This window comes from Streptantibioticus cattleyicolor NRRL 8057 = DSM 46488 (genome assembly GCF_000240165.1).
Lineage (GTDB): Bacteria > Actinomycetota > Actinomycetes > Streptomycetales > Streptomycetaceae > Streptantibioticus > Streptantibioticus cattleyicolor.
Map to the genome: position 1 here is coordinate 658790 of NC_017585.1, position 19163 is coordinate 677952.

General features: G+C 72.2%; 21 protein-coding genes. 9 read left to right on the forward strand and 12 right to left on the reverse strand.

Features of this window, described 5'->3' with window-relative positions; translation table 11 throughout:
- Positions 1 to 35: 35 nt before the first annotated feature.
- Positions 36 to 290, reverse strand: coding sequence for a hypothetical protein (locus SCATT_RS30545; RefSeq protein WP_014151526.1), 255 nt, complete (start codon positions 288 to 290; stop codon positions 36 to 38).
- Positions 291 to 398: 108 nt separating this feature from the next.
- Between SCATT_RS30545 and SCATT_RS30550 the strand changes: the two genes are divergently transcribed.
- Positions 399 to 1235, forward strand: a complete 837-nt coding sequence (locus tag SCATT_RS30550) for a helix-turn-helix domain-containing protein (protein ID WP_014151525.1) — start codon at positions 399 to 401, stop codon at positions 1233 to 1235.
- Positions 1232 to 1441, forward strand: coding sequence for a DUF397 domain-containing protein (locus SCATT_RS30555; protein WP_014626843.1), 210 nt, complete (start codon positions 1232 to 1234; stop codon positions 1439 to 1441). Before SCATT_RS30550 ends, SCATT_RS30555 begins: the two co-directional genes overlap by 4 nt.
- A gap of 101 nt (positions 1442 to 1542) precedes the next feature.
- Here the strand turns inward: SCATT_RS30555 and SCATT_RS30560 are convergent, their stop codons facing one another.
- The 7 genes from SCATT_RS30560 to SCATT_RS30590 form a co-directional block, all read right to left on the reverse strand.
- Positions 1543 to 1998 carry a VOC family protein gene (locus SCATT_RS30560; protein WP_014151522.1) on the reverse strand — a complete coding sequence of 152 codons (456 nt, stop codon included), beginning with the start codon at positions 1996 to 1998 and terminating at the stop codon, positions 1543 to 1545.
- 40 nt (positions 1999 to 2038) lie between these two features.
- The gene (locus tag SCATT_RS30565; RefSeq protein WP_014151521.1) at positions 2039 to 2719 is read right to left on the reverse strand and encodes an MBL fold metallo-hydrolase; all 681 of its coding nucleotides are present in this window, start codon (positions 2717 to 2719) and stop codon (positions 2039 to 2041) included.
- Between the two features lie 180 nt (positions 2720 to 2899).
- Positions 2900 to 3754 carry a class I SAM-dependent methyltransferase gene (locus SCATT_RS30570; RefSeq protein ID WP_014151520.1) on the reverse strand — a complete coding sequence of 285 codons (855 nt, stop codon included), beginning with the start codon at positions 3752 to 3754 and terminating at the stop codon, positions 2900 to 2902.
- A 495-nt stretch (positions 3755 to 4249) separates the two neighbouring features.
- On the reverse strand, positions 4250 to 5374 hold the full coding sequence (locus SCATT_RS30575; protein WP_014151518.1) for an NADH:flavin oxidoreductase: 1125 nt from the start codon (positions 5372 to 5374) through the stop codon (positions 4250 to 4252).
- Positions 5375 to 5504: 130 nt separating this feature from the next.
- A complete protein-coding gene (locus SCATT_RS30580; protein WP_014151516.1) occupies positions 5505 to 5936 on the reverse strand; it encodes a GNAT family N-acetyltransferase in 432 nt (143 codons plus the stop codon).
- A gap of 147 nt (positions 5937 to 6083) precedes the next feature.
- Positions 6084 to 8135 (reverse strand): N-acetylmuramoyl-L-alanine amidase, encoded by a 2052-nt coding sequence (locus SCATT_RS30585; protein ID WP_014151515.1) that lies wholly within the window; start codon positions 8133 to 8135, stop codon positions 6084 to 6086.
- A 287-nt stretch (positions 8136 to 8422) separates the two neighbouring features.
- Complete coding sequence (locus SCATT_RS30590; RefSeq protein WP_041824040.1) at positions 8423 to 9523, reverse strand: LacI family DNA-binding transcriptional regulator; 1101 nt, start codon at positions 9521 to 9523, stop codon at positions 8423 to 8425.
- A 136-nt stretch (positions 9524 to 9659) separates the two neighbouring features.
- Between SCATT_RS30590 and SCATT_RS30595 the strand changes: the two genes are divergently transcribed.
- Genes SCATT_RS30595 through SCATT_RS30620 form a run of 6 tightly spaced genes read left to right on the forward strand, consistent with a single transcriptional unit; the run spans position 9660 to position 15707 of the window.
- Positions 9660 to 10820 carry an ABC transporter ATP-binding protein gene (locus SCATT_RS30595; protein WP_014151513.1) on the forward strand — a complete coding sequence of 387 codons (1161 nt, stop codon included), beginning with the start codon at positions 9660 to 9662 and terminating at the stop codon, positions 10818 to 10820.
- A gap of 11 nt (positions 10821 to 10831) precedes the next feature.
- The gene (locus SCATT_RS30600) at positions 10832 to 12073 is read left to right on the forward strand and encodes a polyamine ABC transporter substrate-binding protein (RefSeq protein WP_014626846.1); all 1242 of its coding nucleotides are present in this window, start codon (positions 10832 to 10834) and stop codon (positions 12071 to 12073) included.
- Complete coding sequence (locus SCATT_RS30605; RefSeq protein ID WP_014151511.1) at positions 12070 to 12942, forward strand: ABC transporter permease; 873 nt, start codon at positions 12070 to 12072, stop codon at positions 12940 to 12942. The genes SCATT_RS30600 and SCATT_RS30605 overlap by 4 nt, the downstream gene beginning before the upstream one ends.
- Positions 12939 to 13736, forward strand: coding sequence for an ABC transporter permease (locus tag SCATT_RS30610; protein ID WP_014151510.1), 798 nt, complete (start codon positions 12939 to 12941; stop codon positions 13734 to 13736). The genes SCATT_RS30605 and SCATT_RS30610 overlap by 4 nt, the downstream gene beginning before the upstream one ends.
- A gap of 40 nt (positions 13737 to 13776) precedes the next feature.
- Positions 13777 to 14778 carry an SIS domain-containing protein gene (locus SCATT_RS30615; protein ID WP_014151509.1) on the forward strand — a complete coding sequence of 334 codons (1002 nt, stop codon included), beginning with the start codon at positions 13777 to 13779 and terminating at the stop codon, positions 14776 to 14778.
- A 41-nt stretch (positions 14779 to 14819) separates the two neighbouring features.
- Positions 14820 to 15707, forward strand: a complete 888-nt coding sequence (locus tag SCATT_RS30620) for a PfkB family carbohydrate kinase (protein ID WP_014151508.1) — start codon at positions 14820 to 14822, stop codon at positions 15705 to 15707.
- Positions 15708 to 15772: 65 nt separating this feature from the next.
- Here SCATT_RS30620 and SCATT_RS30625 read toward each other — a convergent pair whose 3' ends face one another.
- The 4 genes from SCATT_RS30625 to SCATT_RS30640 form a co-directional block, all read right to left on the reverse strand.
- Positions 15773 to 16144: a hypothetical protein gene (locus SCATT_RS30625; protein ID WP_014151507.1), complete on the reverse strand. Its 372-nt coding sequence runs from the start codon at positions 16142 to 16144 to the stop codon at positions 15773 to 15775.
- 51 nt (positions 16145 to 16195) lie between these two features.
- Positions 16196 to 16597, reverse strand: coding sequence for a roadblock/LC7 domain-containing protein (locus SCATT_RS30630; RefSeq protein ID WP_014151506.1), 402 nt, complete (start codon positions 16595 to 16597; stop codon positions 16196 to 16198).
- Between the two features lie 79 nt (positions 16598 to 16676).
- On the reverse strand, positions 16677 to 17441 hold the full coding sequence (locus tag SCATT_RS30635) for a hypothetical protein (RefSeq protein ID WP_014151505.1): 765 nt from the start codon (positions 17439 to 17441) through the stop codon (positions 16677 to 16679).
- Entirely contained in the window at positions 17438 to 17836 is a 399-nt protein-coding gene (locus SCATT_RS30640) for a roadblock/LC7 domain-containing protein (RefSeq protein ID WP_041823680.1), read from the reverse strand. Before SCATT_RS30640 ends, SCATT_RS30635 begins: the two co-directional genes overlap by 4 nt.
- A gap of 232 nt (positions 17837 to 18068) precedes the next feature.
- On the opposite strand from SCATT_RS30640, the gene SCATT_RS30645 reads away from it, so the two are divergent.
- On the forward strand, positions 18069 to 18998 hold the full coding sequence (locus tag SCATT_RS30645) for a glycoside hydrolase family 25 protein (RefSeq protein ID WP_231904920.1): 930 nt from the start codon (positions 18069 to 18071) through the stop codon (positions 18996 to 18998).
- Positions 18999 to 19163: the final 165 nt, after the last annotated feature.

The following is a 19163-nucleotide window of genomic DNA, read 5'->3' on the forward strand; positions in this document are numbered from 1 at the left end:
GCGCCGACGCCGCGAAAGGCACAACCGTGCGCGGCTCACAGGCACTCGCCCCGGCTGCGGGCGTTGGCGCGTCGGGTCTCGGCGCGCATCCGTTGTTCGGGGCTGGCCGGGCGCACGTCCTCGGGGGCGACGGTCCACTCGATCCCGCCCGTGACGGGGCGCAGGGACCACAGCCCGCACCACTCGCCACGGAACTCGCCGACACGGTTGTGAGCGTCCACCAGGAGTATGCCGACGGGCGGCAGGCTCCGGGGTTCCTGGCGCTCCACGGGGTCGTTCTCACCGGACACGGCCACTCCTCTCCGTAGCGGTTCGACTACCGGGGTGGTTCAGCGTGACCGATACGTGGGCATCCTTCAAATTGTCAGGGGAGAACGAAAGAACGGGGGGAACGCCCTGTGAACCGCAAGGAGTTGAACCCGGAGGCTTCGCCACAGGCGGCCTACGGCGCGCGTCTGCGCAGCTTGCGCGAGGCGCGCGGCTGGACCCAGGAAGAGCTGGCCTCCCGGTTGGAATATTCCAGCGTGCATATTTCGGCGGTGGAAACTGGTCGGAAGCCTCCGACTCTCCGATTCTCGCGTAGTGCGGACCAGGCCTTCGGCCTGACGGGTTCAGCAGACGCGTTCGAACGCTACTACCGCGAGCTCAAGCACGGTGCGTTGCTGGAGGGGTTCCCGGAGTACGTCAAGTGCGAGGGCCGGGCGGTGGAGATCCGGGTCTTCGAGATCGGGATCATCCCGGGACTGTTGCAAACCCCGGAGTACGCACGGGTGCTGGCCGACAGTGCCATGCGCCGGGGAGCCATCACCCCCGAACAGGCGGAGGAACGGGTCTCGCTCCTGACCGAGCGGCAGGCAGCACTGGTACGGGACCGGCCGCCGATGGTCTTCGTGACCATGGACGAAAGCTGCATCCGCCGCCCCGTCGGCGGACCCGCTGTCATGGACGCCCAACTCGCTCGCCTGGTGGAGTTCGCTCAACTGCCCAACACACTGCTCCAGGTGGCACCGTACGAGATGGGCGAGCGCCGCACGTTCAACCTGCCCGTCTACCTGCTGACGCTGCCGGACCGATCGGTGATCTGCTACGCCGAATCGCAGGCACAGGGAAACCTGGACCGAGAAACTACATCCGTGGTGCCCATGTTGACGGCCTATCATCAACTACAGGCCGAAGCGCTGTCGCAGGCGGCGTCCGTGGCGATGATCGAGCAGGTACGAAAGGGCATCTCGTGACGACCGAATCCCCCCGCTGGTTCAAGTCCTCCCACAGCGACAACGGCGGCGACTGCGTCGAGGTCGCCACCAACCTCGTCGCCTCGCGCGGCGTGGTCCCCGTCCGTGACTCCAAGGACCCGAGCGGAGCGGTGCTGCGCTTCCCGGCCGACGCGTTCGCCTCCTTCGTGGCGGGCGTGAAGGACGGCGAGTTCGGCACCATCTGACCCGTCCGGTACCTCGTCGGCGGCGAAGGCCCCGCCACGTTCCCGTACCCGGGAAGCACGGCGGGGCCTTGGGCCGCCTCGCGGGCCGTAGGCGAACGCGTTCAGTGCACGCAGAACTCGTTGCCCTCGGGGTCCCGCATCAGGACGGAGAAGGAACCGGAGTCCTCCGCGTCCGCCAGGCAGGAGCGGGTGGCGCCCGCGGACTCCAGGCGGGCCACCTCGGCGAGCACGCGCTCCTTGCGGGTGGCGAACGGGACGCCGCGTCCTCCGCTCACGCCGAGGTCGAGGTGGAGCCGGTTCTTGACGGCCTTCGCCTCGGGCGCCTGCTGGAACCAGATGCGCGGGCCGGCGCCGTCCGGATCGACGACGGAGTCGCTGCAGTCGCCGACGCCCAGTTCCTCCTCCGGGGCGCCCTGGTCGAGCCAGTACGCGCGCCAGGTGGCGAACGGGGCGGGCGGTGGCTCGACGTGGTATCCCAGCGCGGTGGCCCAGAACGCCGCGAGCCGTTCGGGCTCGGCGCAGTCAACGGTCAGTTGGAGCGTGGGACGGGTGGTCACCGGCCAACCGTACTGTCCGTGTGGGCGCCGGGCCGGGGCGTCAGACGGCCACCTCGCCACGGAGCGTCCGCAGGGCCGCGCCGCCTCCGTCCAGTACCGGGTCGCCATGCCCGAAGCACAGGACGTCGGCGCCGAGGTCGGCGAGGGAACGGACCGAGTCGACCAGGCGGTCGCGGTCGGTGTTGAAGACCCCGAGCATCGGACGTCCCTCGGCGCCGGCCAGGGTGTCGCCGGTGAACAGCACGTCGGCGCGCGGTAGATGGAGAGCGATGCTGCCGTCGGTGTGACCGGGGACGGGCACCACGCGGGCGCCGCCGCCGAAGTCGAGTACGTCGCCCGCGTCCACCTCCTCGTCCACCGGAACGGGGTATTTCAGGCGCTGCGGCGGCACGTCCGGCATGCCCCGGGTGACCTGGTCGAACAACGGCCGTTCCCAGTCAGTGAGTACGGGACGCTGCTGGGGTGACGCGCCGCGCAGCACGGGTGCCTCCAGCCGGTGGGCGATCACGGTGGCGCCCCACGCGCGGATCTCGGCCGCCGAGCCGCTGTGGTCGGCGTGGCAGTGGGTCAGGACGAGACTGCGGACGGCCTCGGGCTCGTGGCCCCGTTCCCGCAGGGCCGCCGCGATGGCCGGGGCGGAACCGGGCGGTCCGCAGTCGACGAGGGTGAGGGAGCCGGCGTCGTCCCACAGATACGCCTGACCCACCGTGAAACGGAACATGTGCAGACATGGCAGCAACTCAACGGTTTCCACCGGAAAACCGTAGGTAGGCGCACGGATGCGAAACGCCCGGAACGCCCCGGGTGTCACGCGGGCGGCGAACGGATCACCCGTGGGCGTCAGCCACCCGTTCGACGCGGGAACAGGGGTGCCCGGCCGCCGCACACCGGCCATGGACTCTCACCGCTTGGTCGCCACGTAGATGTGGTAGCGCCAGGTCTCCTGGTGGCGGTACATCTCGACCCCGCTCATCGCGTTGACCAGCGCGTCGCCGTGGCCGACCGCGCGGGCCAGCCCGTAGGGGACGCTGCCGAGCACGCTGAAGGCACGCAGCATCGGCAGGACGTTGGGGGTGGCGTCCTGCACCGACTCCACGGCGAAGCCGGCGTCGTCCAGCAGTTGTTCCAGCCGGCCATGGGTGAGCATGAGCATGGCCGGCATGGCGGAGAGTTCGCAGACCCGGCGCAGCACCGTGTAGGCGGCGGGCGTCAACCGCCCTTCCGGCGTGCTCGAATACTCCAGCATGCCGAGCCTGCCGCGCGGTCGCAGCACCCGGTGGAACTCCGCCAGCGCCCGCTTGGGGTCGGCGGAGTGGACGAAGGACTCCATGGTGTAGAGGCCGTCGAAGGAGGCGTCCGGGAAGGGCAGCTCGTGGTAGTCGGCGGAGAGGAACCGGGTGCGTCCGCCCCCGCCGGGCGCGTCGGCCGAACGGCGCCGGGCGATGGCGATGTCGGAGGCGATGCCGTCGACCCCGGTGACCTCGGCGCCGGTGACCCGCGCCACGGTACGTGCCACGTCGCCCACGCCGCACCCCGCGTCCAGCACCCGGGACCCCGGCGGCAGCGCCAGCTTCCGCGCCGCGATCACCTCCATCCGCCGCATGGCCAGGGTGAACCGCCACGGCGACTCGCCCGGTTCGTACCAGCCGAAGTGGCGCGTCCGGCTCAGCAGCATCGCGTACCCCAGCCGCGAGCCGAGCCTCGCGTAGTAGGGCGCGACGCATCGCCGGTAGTGCCCGTCGCTCGACTCGCTCATGGCCGCCGCCTCACTCATCGTTGGGCCGGGGGTTCTTACGACGGGAACGAACGAACCTTCGTCCGCGTAACGCCCGGCGCGCGGCGGCGTCGGGCGGGGCCGGGGTGCCGAGTGGTACGGGGCCGTGGCGTGCCCCGTACGGGACCGCCGGTGATCCCCGCCGGGACCAGCGGCTTATGACATCTGTCAACTCCTGGGGTGCCAGCGGCTCCACCGCGTGGTGTGACATCTGTCCCGGGAAATCGATGACGGACGGCTCTGCCACCCCGGGGGTCGGGTGCGGCAGGCTGATCACATCGGCGGAGGACGGGCACGGCGGGGCCGGGCCGTGATCGTCGTCTCGCCGAGCCGGCGAGGCGGCCCCTCTCCGGACCGGTCGGGGGACGGTCCGGAGAGGGGGCGCCGCCGGGGCGGGCCGTGGTGTGGGGGCCCTGGGGCGTGCGGGGTCCCGGGCGGCGGCCCGTGATGTGGACGGACCTGAAAACGGACCTGGAATCAGTGAAGGGTGGTGAACGCCTGTGTGTCGAAGGGCCGCAGTTCGTCGATGCGGCCGGTGAGGACCTTCGCGGCCCACTCCGGGTCGGCGAGCAGGGCGCGTCCGATGGCGATCACGTCGAACTCGTCCCGCTCCATGCGGTCCAGGAGTTCGTCGATCCCGGCGACCCCGGCCCGCTCGCCCTGGAACGCCTTGATGAACTCGTTGTCCAGGCCGACGGAGCCGACGCTGATCGTCGCCTTGCCGGTGAGCTTCCTGGCCCAGCCGGCGAGGTTGAGGTCGGAGCCGTCGAACTCGGGCAGCCAGTAGCGCCGGGTGGAGCAGTGGAAGGCGTCGACGCCCGCCTCGGCGAGCGGGGTGAGAACGGCTTCCAGCTCCTGCGGCGTCGTGGCGAGCCGGGCCTGGTAGTCACCGCTCTTCCACTGGGACATGCGGAAGACGATCGGGAACTCCGGCGAGACGGCCCGGCGGCACGCGGCCACGATCTCGGCGGCGAAGCGGGTACGGGAGAGGAGGTCGCCACCGTAGGCGTCGTCACGGCGGTTGGTGTGGGCCCAGAGGAACTGGTCGATGAGGTAACCGTGGGCACCGTGCAGTTCGATGCCGTCGAAGCCCCGTTCCTCGGCCGCCGCGGCGGCGGAGGCGAAGGCCGCGATGACGTCGTCCACGTCCTCCAGGGTCATCGCGTGGCCGGGCTCGGAGTCGTCCAGCGGTATCCCGGAGGGGCCGACGCGCGGGGCCTCCGGCACCGGCGGGGCACCGGCGGTGCGGGCCATGCCGACGTGCCACAGCTGCGGGAAGATCCGTCCGCCGGCGCGATGGACGGCCTCGGCCACCGCGGCCCAGCCGGCCAGGGCGTCGTCACCGTGGAACCGCGGCACCCGGTCGCTGGTTCCGGCCGACGCGTGGTCGACGTAGGTGCCCTCGGTGATGATCAGCCCGACGTCGCCCGCGGCCCGTCGCGCGTAGTACTCGGCCACGTCGGCGCCCGGTACGCCGCCGGGTGAGAACTGGCGGGTCATCGGGGCCATCGCCAACCGGTTGGGGAGTGTGAGCTTCCCCACGGCGACCGGACGGCTCAGCACGTCGTGGGCACGCGTCGCCGCACTGCTGGAATTCACCATGTTCACCTTCTCTTGACAACGGCCGCACCGTCGGATGCGGCTGTCGCGTGCCAACCACCGGGCACCGTGTGCGATTCCCGGTGCGCGCGGAGACAAGGGTCACCCCGCCGGGTCCGGCCCGGCCCGGCGCTCACCGGTCGCCGAGTGACATCCACTGTTCGGGCCGGGGCAGCGGTACGAAGCCCGCCTTGGCGTAGACACCGTGCGCGTCCTGGGTGGCCAGCAGGAGGCGGCGGATGCCGTGGGGCGCGAGGTGGTCGCGGACGGCGGTGGCGAGGGCGGTGCCCAGTCCCTTGCCGCGGGCGTCGGGCGCGATGTAGACGTCGCACAGCCAGCCGAAGGTGGCCTCGTCGGTGATCACCCGGGCGTAGCCGACCTGGGCGCCCGAAACGCTGTCGTAGACGCCGAAGTTGAGCGAGCCGGCGATGGCCCGGTCCTGCTTCTCGCGGCTGCGTCCGCGGGCCCAGTAGGCGTCCTCGGAGAGCCAGCGGTGGACCAGGGCGACGTCGAGGCGGGCGGGGTCGGTGGATATCTCGTAGCCGTCAGGCAGTTGTCCGTCCATGGCGACATCCAAGCAGAGGCGGACGGCGGCCCACCGGCCGTGGGACTCCGGGGGGGCGCCGGGGGGAATCCGTGGGAAAGGCAACGGGCCGGAGGCGGCAGCCCCCGGCCCGTTCCCTCCCGCCCGGGCGTCCCGGCCCGGCGGGTTTCAGCGGCTCGACGCGGCGCGCGGCGAGACCGCCGGGACCGTCTGGACGTCGGCCGCCTTCACGTAGGCGATGCGGTGGTCGTAGCGGATCGAGTAGTAGGTGGTGGTCCCGGTGACCAGGGTGCGGTCGCCGGGCGCGCTGCCGTCGATGTTGATCGCGTTGTAGAAGTCACCGGTCACCGGGGTGGCGTCGGCGACATACACCTGGCCGGCCGGGATGGAGTACTTCGTCAGCGCGGTGACCGGCTGCGGCTGGATGGTGCTCGGGTAGGCGGAGGCGTCGGGGTACGCCCGTCCGTACACCGGGATCGAGGTCGCCCCGGCGCGGGGGGTGATCAGTTGTTGGCCGCCGCCGCTCACCGGCACGGTGTACGCGCCGCCCGGGTTGGCGAACCACGCCTTCCGGCCGCCGTACCAGATGGCCGTCCAGTCGCCCTGCTGGTCGGCGACGACGAAGGAGGTGCCGGTGACGGCCTTGTCGGACCAGTCGGCGGCGTCCGTGGTGCCGGCCGAGCCGTCGGGGTGCAGGTACGCGTCGGTGAGCAGCGGGGCGGTGTCCGACGGGGCGGTGCGCAGGTAGACGAAGTTCGCGGGCTGCGCGGGCACCTGGGTGCAGGACTTGGTGCAGTCGGTGACCACCGGCTCGTTGGCCGTGGTGAACGGCACGTCGAGCCGGACGCGTTCGCCCGCGGTGAGCGGGGCGCCGGCCGGGTCGTCCGCCCCCGGTGCGCCGAGCAGCGCCATGTAGTGGTTCCAGTCCCAGAACGGACCGGGGTCCCAGTGCATGCCGGCCACGTAGGCGTCGAGCGGGCCGGGGACGTCGTCGTGGCCGATGACGTGCTCGCGGTCGAGCGGGACGCCGAAGCGGGCGGCGAGGTACTTCACCAGCGCCGCGGAGGACTGGTACTCGGACTCGGTGTACCAGCTCGCGCCGGAGATGGCGTACCCCTCGTGCTCGACGCCGATCGAGTGCATGTTGAGGTACTTGTTGCCGGCGTGCCACGGCATGTCGGCGGTGGGCACCATCTGGGTGACCAGGCCGTCGTTGGACCGGATCAGGTAGTGCGTGCTGGACGCGGCCGTCGGGTCCTGGAACTGCTGGACCGACCCGTCGTAGCCGCCCTCGGTGTCGTGGATGACGATGTAGCGGATGGCGTCGCCGTCGGCGGGGCGGTTGGCGATGTCGTAGTCGCCGTACTTCGACTTGTCGTTGGGGTCGGTCTGCGCGTACGCGGCGGGCACGAAGTCGCAGGCCAGGCCGGACGGGCATTCGGGGGTCGGGGTGGGGTCGGCGGGGGCCTTCGCCGCCATGGCGCGCTTGGCCGTGTGGCCGGAGCCGGCCGCCGGGGGCGTGGTGCGTTCGACGGTGAGGTGCGGCCGGGCGGGCAGGGTCAGGGTCTGGCCGTCGTCGGTGGTGCGGGCACGGCCCTGGCGTATGGAGTCGTAGACGCGGTCGGCGAACTGCCGGGCGCCGGCGGTGTCGGGCGACTGGCTGTAGCGGGCGATCGCGGCGTACCAGCGGCCGGGGTCGGCGGGCAGCGCGCCGGCCGCCTGCCGTTCGTACCGCGCGAGCAGGGCGGCGCCGCCCCGGACGGACTGCCGTGTGTCGGTGCGCAGTTCGGCGGCGGGCCGGCCGATGAGCCGGGCGGCCTCGTCGAGGGTGTGCAGCGCCGGGTCGGTGGTGCGTACCGCGTCCACCGCCGCCAGCGCCGCCTTGGACGGGTGCGCCGGGCGCTGTCCGCCGTCGCCGCGTCCGTCGAGGTCACGCGTCTTCTCGGCGGCCGACGGCCGGGCGAGGTCGCCGGGGTCGACGTGGGTCAGCCCCATCACGTTGTAGTTTCCGGTGGTCGACGGCCGCCCCTGGTGCGCGTCCCAGCGGCTCTCCTGGTAGGAGACCGCCAGCAGGACGTCGAGCGGTACGTGGAACTCCTCGGCCGCGGCGGCGAATTGGTCGCGCAACGCCGTCGGCACCGCCCCGGGACGTCCCTGGGACGCGGTGCCCGACGCGACACCGACCGACCCCGCCACCGCCGCCACCACCAGCGCCGCCACCGCACTCCACGTGACCGGCGGCCTCCGCCGTGCTTTTCGTGTCAATGCCTTGCCTCAGCCCTTCCCGGCGCGCCGCGCCCGCTGGGCGCGGAGTCCGACGGATGCGAAGCGGCCCGGCGGTAGCCCGGCACCGCGTGGAATCCACCGACCCTAGCAGCACCCCGGCCGCCGGAACGGGGCCGGTGACCACGGGGGTCCGGCGGAACGCCACGGGAACGCACCACGCGGAGGCCGGCATCACCGCGGGCATCGGCGGCGCATTCCAGAGGTTGCTGACGCAACGTCAGTTAGCTGGACTCCTCGTACCGCAGCCGGCGCACCCTCGACGGGGCCGGGCCGACCGATTCGCGGGCGACGAAGGTGGTGCGCAGGGTGTGGCGGCGTGGTGGGGTGTCGGCGCCCTCGATGCGGCGCAGCAGGGTGCGGGCGGCGAGTCCGCCGAGTTCCTGCGCGGGCTGGCTGACCACGCTGAGCCGGGGGCGGATCAGCGTGGTCCACTCGGCGTCGTCGAACCCGATGACCGAGACGTCGCCGGGGATCCGCGCGGCGAGGTCGCGCAGCGCGTCCAGGGCGCCCAGGGTGGCGACGTTGTCGGTGGTGAACAGGGCGGTCGGCCGGGCGGGTCCGGTCATCAGGTCGAGCACCGCGGCGCGGGCGCCGCAGCGGCGGTAGCCGGCGTGCCGGATGAGTTCGCCGGAGCGCGGGACGCCCGCGGCGCGCAGCGCCTGCTGGTAGCCGGTGACGCGTTCGGTGGTGGTCCACACGTCGCCGCCGGTGGCGGGCTGGTCGGGGTCGCCGGTGTCGGGCGCGGAGGTGATGGTGGCGATGCGGGTGTGTCCGTGGCCGGTGAGGCGGGTGACGGCGGCGCGGGCGGCGCCGCGGTTGTCGGCCACCACGCTGTCCAGGGCGGCCCCGCGGAGCGCGCGGTCGAGCAGCACCACGGGGACCCCGGTGGCGACGGCCCGGTCGAGGTGGTCGTGGCGGGCGGTGGAGGGGGTGACGACCAGCCCGTCCACCCGCCGTTCGATGAAGAGCTGGACGGCCGCCCGCTCCTTCTCACCGTCCTCGTCGCTGTTGGCGAGGATCACCTGGAGGCCGGCTTCCACGGCCACGTCGGTGATGCCGCGTACGGCGCGGGCGAAGTAGGCGTTCTCCACGTCGGCGACGACCACGCCGAGGGTGTTGGTGCGTCCGCTGATCATGCTGCGGGCCACCGCGTTGGTGCTGTACCCCAGTTCGGCGGCGGCGGCCAGCACGCGCTCCCGGGTGGCCGGGCTCGCCGAGCCGTAACCGCCCAGCACCCGGGCGGCGGTGGCCTGGCCGACCCCGGCGTGACGTGCGACGTCGGGGATGGTGACGCGGCGCGGCGACCGTGCGGAGGGGGGCATGACGGCCATTGAACCACCCTGCGGCCCGGCTCGTCGTCTCCGGACCATTGACGTACGCCACGGGGGCGGGGGTAGGGTGCGGCGCGATTGGTAACGTTACCAATCTCCGCCGCCCGAACCCTCGGAGGTAGCACGGATGGCAGAGAGCAGACCGCCGTCGGGGCCGGAGCCGGTCCCGGCCATCGCGCTCGTCGACGTCGTCAAGGAGTACGCCACCGGGCGTGCCGCGCCGGCCGTGCGCGGGGTGAACCTGTCGATCGGCGAGGGGGAGTTCTTCTCGCTGCTGGGCCCCTCCGGCTGCGGCAAGACCACCACGCTGCGCATGATCGCCGGGTTCGAGGAACCCACCGGCGGACGCATCGAGCTGTACGGCGAGAACATGGTCGGCGTCCCCGCCAACAAGCGGGACGTGAACATGGTCTTCCAGTCCTACGCCCTCTTCCCGCACCTGTCGGTCGCCGACAACGTCGCCTTCGGGCTGCGCAGGCGGCGCGTGCCCAAGGAGGAGATCCGGCAGCGCGTCGGACGGATGCTGGAGACCGTCGAACTCGCCGACAAGGCCGACCGCCGGCCCCGGCAGCTCTCCGGCGGCCAGCAGCAGCGGGTGGCGCTCGCCCGGGCACTGGTCAACCGTCCGCGCGCCCTGCTCCTCGACGAACCGCTCGGCGCCCTCGACCTCAAACTGCGCCAGTCCATGCAGCTCGAACTCAAGCGCATCCAGCGCGAGGTCGGCATCACCTTCATCTACGTCACCCACGACCAGGCCGAGGCGCTGACCATGTCGGACCGCATCGCGGTGATGAACGACGGACGGGTGGAGCAGGTCGGCCCGCCCCGCGAGGTCTACGAGCGTCCCGCCAGCGCCTTCGTGGCCGGCTTCATCGGCACCTCCAACGTGCTGCGCGGACGCCTCACCGCCGTCGAGGCCGGCACCGGGGTCCTCGACCTCGGCGGCGGCGAGGTGGTCACCGTCGCGGTCCCCGGCGGTCTGCGACCGGGCGGCGAGGCGGAGGTCACGGTACGCCCGGAGAAGATCACGCTGACCACCGCACCGCAGGGGTCCGGCAGCCGGCTGCGCGGCACCGTGACGGAGGTCGTCTACCTCGGCACCTCCACCAGCTACACGGTACGCACCGGATCCGGCGCCGAGCTGACCGTCTTCCGCCCCAACGACGACCGGTCCGCGCTCGCCCCGGACCGCGGCGACGAGGTCTGGCTCGGCTGGCCCACCGCCCACTCCTACCTGCTCACCGGGGCCGCACACCCCGCCACCGACCCCCTCACCCCGCTGACGTGAGGTCGCAGACCATGGCCGACCCCTCCGCCGTCCCGCGTCCCGCCCGGCGTGCCCTGCTGCGTACCGCGTTCGGCGGTGCCTCGGCGCTCGCCCTGGCCGCCTGCGGGGTGCCCGGCGCCCGCAAGCCCGTGCCCTCCACCCCGGCGCAGATCGCCTCGGCGGTCCGCTCCTACTGGTCGGGCAGGCGTAGGGCCGGGCTGCTGGACATCGCCAACTACACCCAGTACATCGACGTCTCCCCCACCAACCAGGACGACCACCCGACGCTCGACGCCTTCACCCGGGAGACCGGCATCAAGGTCGTCTACAACGAACTGATCGACGACGACGCCTCCTGGTTCGGCAAGGTGGTGCCGGAACTCGCCTCCGGGCAGGGCATCGGCCACGACCTGATGGTGGTCGGCGGCGACACCTACCTCACCAAGTACATCGAGCTGGGCTACCTGGTGCCGCTGGACCACCGCAGGCTGCCCAACTTCGCCGCGCACGGCGGCGCCGTCTTCAAGAACTCGCCGTTCGACCCCGGCAACGTCTACACCGTGCCGTGGCAGTCCGGGATGACCGGCATCGGGTACGACCCGGCCAAGGTCGGCCGGCGGATCACCAGTTGGCAGGACCTGCTCGACCCCAGGCTGCACGGCAAGGTCGGGATGTGGAACGACGCGGTGCAGCTCGGCAACGTCGCCCTGCTCGCGGTGGGCGTCGACCCGGAGACCTCCACCCCGGCCGACTGGCGCAAGGCGGCCGGCTGGCTGCGCGGGCAGCGCGAGTCCGGTGTGGTGCGCTCCTACAGCACCGCCACCTACCAGTCCTCGCTGCAACGCGGCGACCTGTGGGCGTCGCTGGTGTATTCCGGCGATGTCTTCCAGGCCAACCGCGGCGGCTCCCACCTGGAGTTCGTCATCCCCGAGGAGGGCGGCCTGATCTGGACGGACAACCTGTGCATCCCGTCCTCGGCGGCACACCCGGTGGACGCCCTCACGTACATGGACTACGTCTACCGGCCCGAGGTCGCCGCCCGCATCACCGAGACCGTGCAGTTCGTCTGCCCGGTACCGGCCGCGCAGCGGGTCATCGCCGACCGGGCGGCGGCGGCCACCGGCACCGAACGCACGCTGCTGACCGCGCTGAGCACCAGTGCGCTGGTCTTCCCCACCCAGGCCGACAAGGCGAAACTGCGCCGCCTGCGGGTGCTCGACGAATCGGAGGAGAAGCGGTGGAACGCCCTGTTCGAACCGATCTACCAGGCGTGAGACGCCGCCGGTGGCCCGGGGCCGCGCTCGCCCCCTATCTGCTGGTGCTCCCCGGCTGGCTGTGGCTGGCCGCCTTCTTCGTCGCGCCGGTGCTGGTGATGGTCTCGCTGTCGTTGCAGACCGGTGACTTCATCGAGGGCTTCCGGCAGACGTTCCACTTCGGCACCTACGCCGACGTGGTCCGCGCCTACCACGTCCAGTTGCTGCGTTCGCTGCTGTACGGGGCGGTGGCCACGGTGTGCTGTGCGGTGATCGCCTATCCGGTGGCGTACTGGATCGCGTTCCGGGGCGGCCGGCACAAGTCGGCGTACCTGTTCGCGGTGTTGCTGCCGTTCTTCGTGTCGTTCGTGATCCGCACCCAGTCGTGGAACGTGGTGCTGGCCGACAACGGGGTGCTGCTCGGGCCGCTGAAGCGCCTCGGGGTGCTGCCGGGCGACTTCCACGTCCTCGCCACGCCGTACGCGGTGATCGGCGGGCTGGCCTACAACTTCCTGCCGTTCATGGTGCTGCCGGTGTACGTGGCGCTGGAGCGGCTCGATCCCCGGCTGACCGAGGCGGCGGCCGATCTGTACGCCGGGCGGGTGCAGGGTTTCCTGCGGGTGGTGCTGCCGTTGTCGCTGCCGGGGGTCTTCGCCGGGGTGCTGCTCACCTTCGTGCCGGCCTCCGCCGACTACGTCAACGCCAGCATCCTGGGCGGCCCGTCGGCCACGATGGTCGGCAACGTCATCCAGACCGAGTACTTCACCAACCTCGACTACCCGGGCGCCGCGGCGCTGTCGTTCGTGCTGATGGCGGCGTTGCTGCTGGCGGTGTTCGGGTACGCCCGGGCGCTGGGCACCCGGGACGTGCTGGAGGCGGCGGCGCGATGACCACGTACCCCGTACGACGGCGGCGGGCACCGGGCTTGCGGGTCTACACCTGGCTGGTGCTGGCCTGGCTGCTGCTGCCGATCGCCGTGATGATCCTGTTCGGCTTCAACCACACCCGCGGCAAGGTGAACTTCACCTGGCAGGGGTTCACCCTCACCTGGTACCGGCATCTGTTCGCCATCCCGGATCTGACCGGGGCCCTGGTCAACAGCGTGACCATCGCGCTGATCACCGCGGTGGTCGCCACCGCGCTGGGCACCCCGCTCGGTTACGCGCTGGGCCGCCACCGGTTCCGCGGCCGGGGCTCGGTGGACTTCCTGCTGTTCGCCGCGATCGCGGCGCCGGAGATCGCGCTGGGCGCGGCGCTGCTGTCGTTGTTCATCACGCTGGGCGTGCCGCGCGGCTACTGGACGGTGGTCGTCGCCCACGTGGCGTTCTGCGTGCCGTACGTGAGCATCACGGTGCGGGCGCGGATGGCGGGGCACGATCCGTCGCTGGAGGAGGCCGCGCGTGACCTGGGGGCGGGTCCGTGGACGGCGTTCCGGCTGGTGACGCTGCCGGCGCTGCTGCCGGGGGTGGTCTCCGGGGCGCTGTTGTGTTTCGCGCTGTCCATCGACGACTACGTGGTCACCAGCTTCAACGCCGGCCGCACGGTGACGTTCCCGCTGTGGGTGTACAGCGCCGGGCGCACCGGGGTGCCGCCGCAGGTGAACGTCATGGGCACGCTGATCTTCCTCGGCGGGCTGCTGGTCGCCGGGGTCAACGTGCTGCTCTCCCGGCGCCGTCCGGTCTGACTTCTCCCGTTCCAACCACCCATACCTGTAAGGGAATTCGATGCTGAAGTTCGACGAGTCCGAGTTCGTCCGCCAGATCGCGAGCGCGGTGGCGCTGCGTCCGCGGATCGAGGAGCTGGTCGACCGCCTGGTGGACCAGGGGTTCGACAACCTCTTCCTGGTCGGCGCGGGCGGCACCTACGCCCAGATGTGGCCGTACGAGCACCTGGCCCGGCGCACCTCGACGCTGCCGGTGCGCTCCGCGATCGCGGCGGAGCTGGTGGCCGCGGGTGACGCGGGGCTCGGCGAGCGTTCGGTCGCCGTCTTCACCTCGGTGTCGGGCACCACCGAGGACAGCGTGCGGGCGATCGAGTTCTGCCGGGCCAAGGGCGCGTACACCGTCGGCTTCACCGGCGTGGCCGACTCGCCGGTGGCCCGGGGGGTCGACACCGTGCTGCTCACCGAGCCGAAGACGTGGCCGTTCGACATGCAGTTGCTGCTGTTCATGGGCCGGCTGCTGGCGCGGCGCGGGGAGTTCGAGGGGTACGAGGAGTTCGCCGACGAGTTCGCCGCGATCCCGCGGATCCTGGTGCGGGTGGCGGAGCGGGCGGAGCCGGTGGCGTCCGCGTTCGCCGAGGCCCACAAGGACACCGACTACCACTTCCTGATCGGCGCCGGGAACCTGTGGGGTCTCACCTACCTGTACTCGATGTGCATCCTGGAGGAGATGCAGTGGCTGCGCACCACCCGGGTGCACAGCGCCGAGTTCTTCCACGGCTCGCTGGAGCTGCTGGAGCGTGACACCAGCGTGCTGGTCCTCCAGGGGGAGGACGAGAGCCGTCCGCTCACCGACCGGGCGATCGCCTTCGCCCGCCGGGTCAGCGACGACGTCACCGTCTTCGACACCCGCGACTACCCGCTGGAGGGCATCAGCGAGCGGTTCCGCCCGCTGCTGGCGCCGCTGGTGCTCGACACCGTGCTCGACCGGGTCAGCAAGCACCTCGAACGCGTCCGCGACCACTCGCTCGACCTGCGCCGCTACTACCGGGTCATGGACTACTGAGCGCGTCCGCCGGTGCGCCGGGTCAGCCACAGGAGCAGCCAATGAGAGTCCTCGGCTTCGGTGACAACACCGTCGACCGGTTCGTCGACCGCGGTATCGACTACCCCGGCGGCAACAGCGTCAACGTGGCGGTGTACGCGCGCCGGCTCGGGGCGGACGCGGCCTACCTCGGGGTCTTCGGTGACGACGCCCTCGGCGGCTTCCTGCGCACCGCGATCGCCGCCCAGGGGGTCGCCCTCGACCACTGTGTGGTCCGGCCCGGCGAGACGGGGGTGTCGACGCTGCACGTCCGCGACGGCGACCGGGTCTTCCTCGGCTGGAACGGCGGCGGGGTGACCGTGCGCGAACCGTTCGTGCTGGACGGGGCGGCGCTGTCGTACGCGGCCTCCTTCGACCTGGTGCACTGCGGGGTGTACGCGGGCACCGAGGACGAGTTGCCCAAGCTGGCCGGGGCCGGTCCGCTGGTCACCTTGGACCTGTCCAGCGAGGAGGAGTTCCGTACCCCGGGATACCTCGACCGCGTCTGCCCGTACGCGGATCTGGTGCTGCTGTCGTGTTCGCATCTGGACGAGGCGGCGACCCGGGTGGTGCTGGCCGACGCGGTGGGCCGGGGGGCCGGGCTGGCGCTGGCGACCCGGGGGGTGGAGGGCGCGGTGGTGTACGACGGCCGGGTCACGGTGTCGATGCCCGCCCGCCGGGTGGCCGCGCCGGAACGCGTGGTGGACACCATGGGGTGCGGTGACGCCTTCCTCGCCGGGTTCGCGGTGTCGTTGCTGCGGCGCGGCTGGTCGGCCGGGGGGCGGCCGGATCCGGGCGCGCTCCAGGACGCGTTGCGGGCCGGGACGCGGGAGGCGTACCGGCAGTGTTTCGTGGCGGGTGCGTTCGGGTGCGGCCGGCCGGCCGGGGAGCCGGTGGTGGACGGCGGTTGAGCGGCCGGCACCGTGCCGGGGGCGAGCCGGCCCCGGCACGGTGTCCGCCGTCGTTCCCGGCCGGTTCAGATCTCCAGTTCCTTCTCGATCCTGCGGAGTTGGAGCCGGGCCATCGCCAGGTTGGCGCGGACCTTGTCCAGCGCCAGGTAGAGGAAGAGGCCGGCGCCGGAGCGGTTCCGCAGCAGTCGTATGAGGTGGTACTGGCTGCCGAGGGTGATCAGGATGTCCTCGATCTCGTCCTGGAGACCCAGCATCTCCATGGTGCGCATCTTGGCGCGTACCACGTCGGTGTTGCCCGCGGCGGCCACGGTGAGGTCGAACTGCTTGTCGCCGCCGATCGTGCCGAGCGCCATGCCGCTGGTGTAGTCGACGAGGGCGGCGCCGACGGCCCCCTCGATGGCGGTGACGGCTTCCTTCAGCGCGGCTTCGGTGTTCATGGTGGTGCGCGTCCTTCCGGTCGGTCGGTGGTGCGGTCGGGTACGGATGCGTCAGGCGCCGGTGGGCGGGGGCGGGGTGCGCGGGCCGTCCACCAGCTCGCCGATCCGGGTGCCGGCGCGGCGTCCTTCCAGGTGCATGCGGGCGACGTTGGCACGTGGCCCGGCCAGCACGGTGAGTACGGCGGTGGTGCCCGCGGCGTAGGTGGCGGCGTAGCCCTCCGTGCCGTGGACGAGCAGTTCGCGGAAGGCGCCCGCCCCGGTGGTGCCGGTGAGCCTGCGCCCCACTTCCAGGGCGACCGCGGTGAGCGCGGCCAGGCTCTCCGCCTCGGCGGGGGCGGTGGTGTCGTGGGCGATGAGGAGCCCGTCGGAGCTGGCCGCCAGCGATCCGGTCAGGCCCGGCAGTCGGGCGCGCAGCCGGCGCAGTTCGTCGTGCACGTCGGGTCGGGCGGCCATGAGCTGTCTCCTTCCGGCACGCTGTCTCAGGGCACGCCTCATGACGGCGCGGGGGGCGTGGGGTGGGCGGTCCGGGACGTCACAGTCTCGTCTCCAAAGCGTCACGTAGCCTGCGCAGCAGCGCGGTGTCCGGGTCGCCGGCAACCGCACCGGCCCAGGCGGGGAACGGCGGTGGGGCGGTCGGGTACGGACCGCGGGGGGTGTCGAGGTGTCCCGCGGCGGTGAGCCGGCGCACGTCCACCAGGGTGTGGAACGCCGGGCGGCCCAGCAGCCGGGCGATGGCGGCGGGGGTGCGTACGCCGTCGGCGAGGTCGAGCACCGCGCGCTGGCGTCGGGTGACCGGTGGTGCCTGCGGCAGGGTGCGGCGTACCACGGGCGCGGTGTCGGTCTGCGGCACCGGCCACAGCGCGTCCAGCAGATCACGGCGGCGGCGGGTCTCGCGTTCCAGCGATCCGGCGTCCACCGGGCGTACGGTGCCGAACCAGTGGGCCGCGCCCCGCCGGAAACGGGTGGGCCCGTCCGCCGGGTCGAGCACGAAGTAGGCCGCGTCGTAGATCGCCGCCAGGTGGATCAACTCGGCCTCGCCCAGGGTGAGTTGGCCGGTTTCCACCAGGAAGGGCCCGACCCGGCGGGCGGCGCCGGCCCGGTCGACGGCCCGCCGCCAGTCGTCGGGGGTGAGGCGTCCGCACGCGGTGAGCAGGACGTCCACGCCGGGGGCGGCCGGGCTCTCGGCGTGCACCACGCGACCGCCGTGGAGGTAGAGGGTGCCGGTGTCGCACAGCAGCGCGCCGGTCGCCTCCTCGGCGGCCAGCCGGCGGAGCATCGGGGTGGTGGTGGCGCTCATGCCAGGACCAGGCGTCCGGCGAGTTCCCGCAGCCGGATGCGGGCGAGGGCCAGGTTGCCGGCGCCCCGGTCGAGCCACAGGTAGAGGAAGACACTGCTGTCGAAGCCGGTGTCGACGAAGCGCACCAGGTGGTAGCCGTCGCCGGTGGTCACCACGAGGTCCTCGACGGGCACCTGGTGGGGTGGCGTGGTGGTGGCGGGGGGCGGCGCGAAGACGGTGTTCTCGGCGGCCAGCCGCGCCAGTTCGGCGATCTCGGCGCACCCGGTCTCGTGGTCGGCGCCGGGCGGGTCGCCGTCGGCGCCGAGCGCGAGGCCGCTGGTCCAGTCGATCACCGCGGCACTGCGCGCCCCGGGCACACCCATAGCTTCCCTGACGCACTCGTCGATTCCGGGCACGCGCGAACCCCTCTTCCCTGAAGGCCCGGCAGGGCCGCCGGTCATCCGGAGGTGACAGCGAGACTACGCAACGTCCCCGGCGCGGGGGATGTTTTCGGGCAGGTTCCGCGGGAATATGCGCGCTTCTCCCAAGGGCGTTGATCAGCACGGCAGTTGTGCCGAACGGGCCGATCGTGGGTAACACACCGGTGGAGCCGGTGCGCGGCGTGGCCCGGCTCGGCGAGGGAGGCCGATGATGGGTATCTACGGGCAGGACTGGGCTTCGTACCAGTCGTCGGCGCCGGACACCTCCGGTCTGGGTTTCGTCTTCGTGAAGGTCACCGAGGGGCTGTCCTACGTCAACCCGGAATGGGTGGCGCAGCGGGACCACGCCAAGGCCGCCGGGCTGGTGTGGGGCGCGTACCACTACCCGCACATGGACAACGCGGTGGAGGCCGAGGCCGACTACTTCCTGGCTCAAGTGGCCTGGAAACCGGGGGACATGGCGTGCCTGGACTGGGAGGGGTACGACTCCGCCAACCAGGGCGTCCCGGCGTCCCGGCAACTGGCGTACAAGGAGGCGTGGCTGCGCTACGTGAAGTCGAAGCTGCCGCGGAACCCGGTCGGCATGTACTGCAACACCGACTACTGGCGGACCATCGACACCACCGGTTACTACGGCGACTTCCTGTGGATCGCCACCGCCGGCCGGGGCGCGGGCGACCCCGGGATCCAGGCGTCGTGGCTCTTCCACCAGTACAGCGAGGAGGGCGGCCTCGACCGCGACTACTGCCGCCTCGACAGCACCCAGGCCCTGCGGGACTGGACGCTCTCCTTCCAGCCCGGTCCCACCCCACCCCCCACGGAGGACGACATGCCCCAGTGGCACTCCGGCACCGTCACCCCCGGTGCGCAGCCCACCGTCGCGCTCGTGCCGCACGGCACCGCCTGGTCCGCCGCCGGAAACCGCCGGCTGCACCTGGGGATGGACCGGATCGGCGACCCCGGGGCCCGCGCGACCGTCCGCGTCGCCATCCACGACGGCCGTACCTGGAGCAGCGAGCGCACCGTCGAGGTGTCCGCCGCGGGCGGCACCGTCGACGTCGACCTGTCGCCGGACGTCGTCAAGGTGAGCCTCCAGACGACGGCCGAGGGGGTGGCGTACGCCATCGAGAGCTGGTGACCGTCGGCGTCCCGGTGATCATCGCTCGTTCGGGTGAACTCGGGCGGTGGCTCGGTAGAACGTACCGTGGGGCGAGCACAAACCCGGTATAAGCGGCCCGGTTGGAGCGGCCCCCGTCCCAGGACGGCCGCTCCACCGCATGATCCGCCGCTCCTGCACCACCGA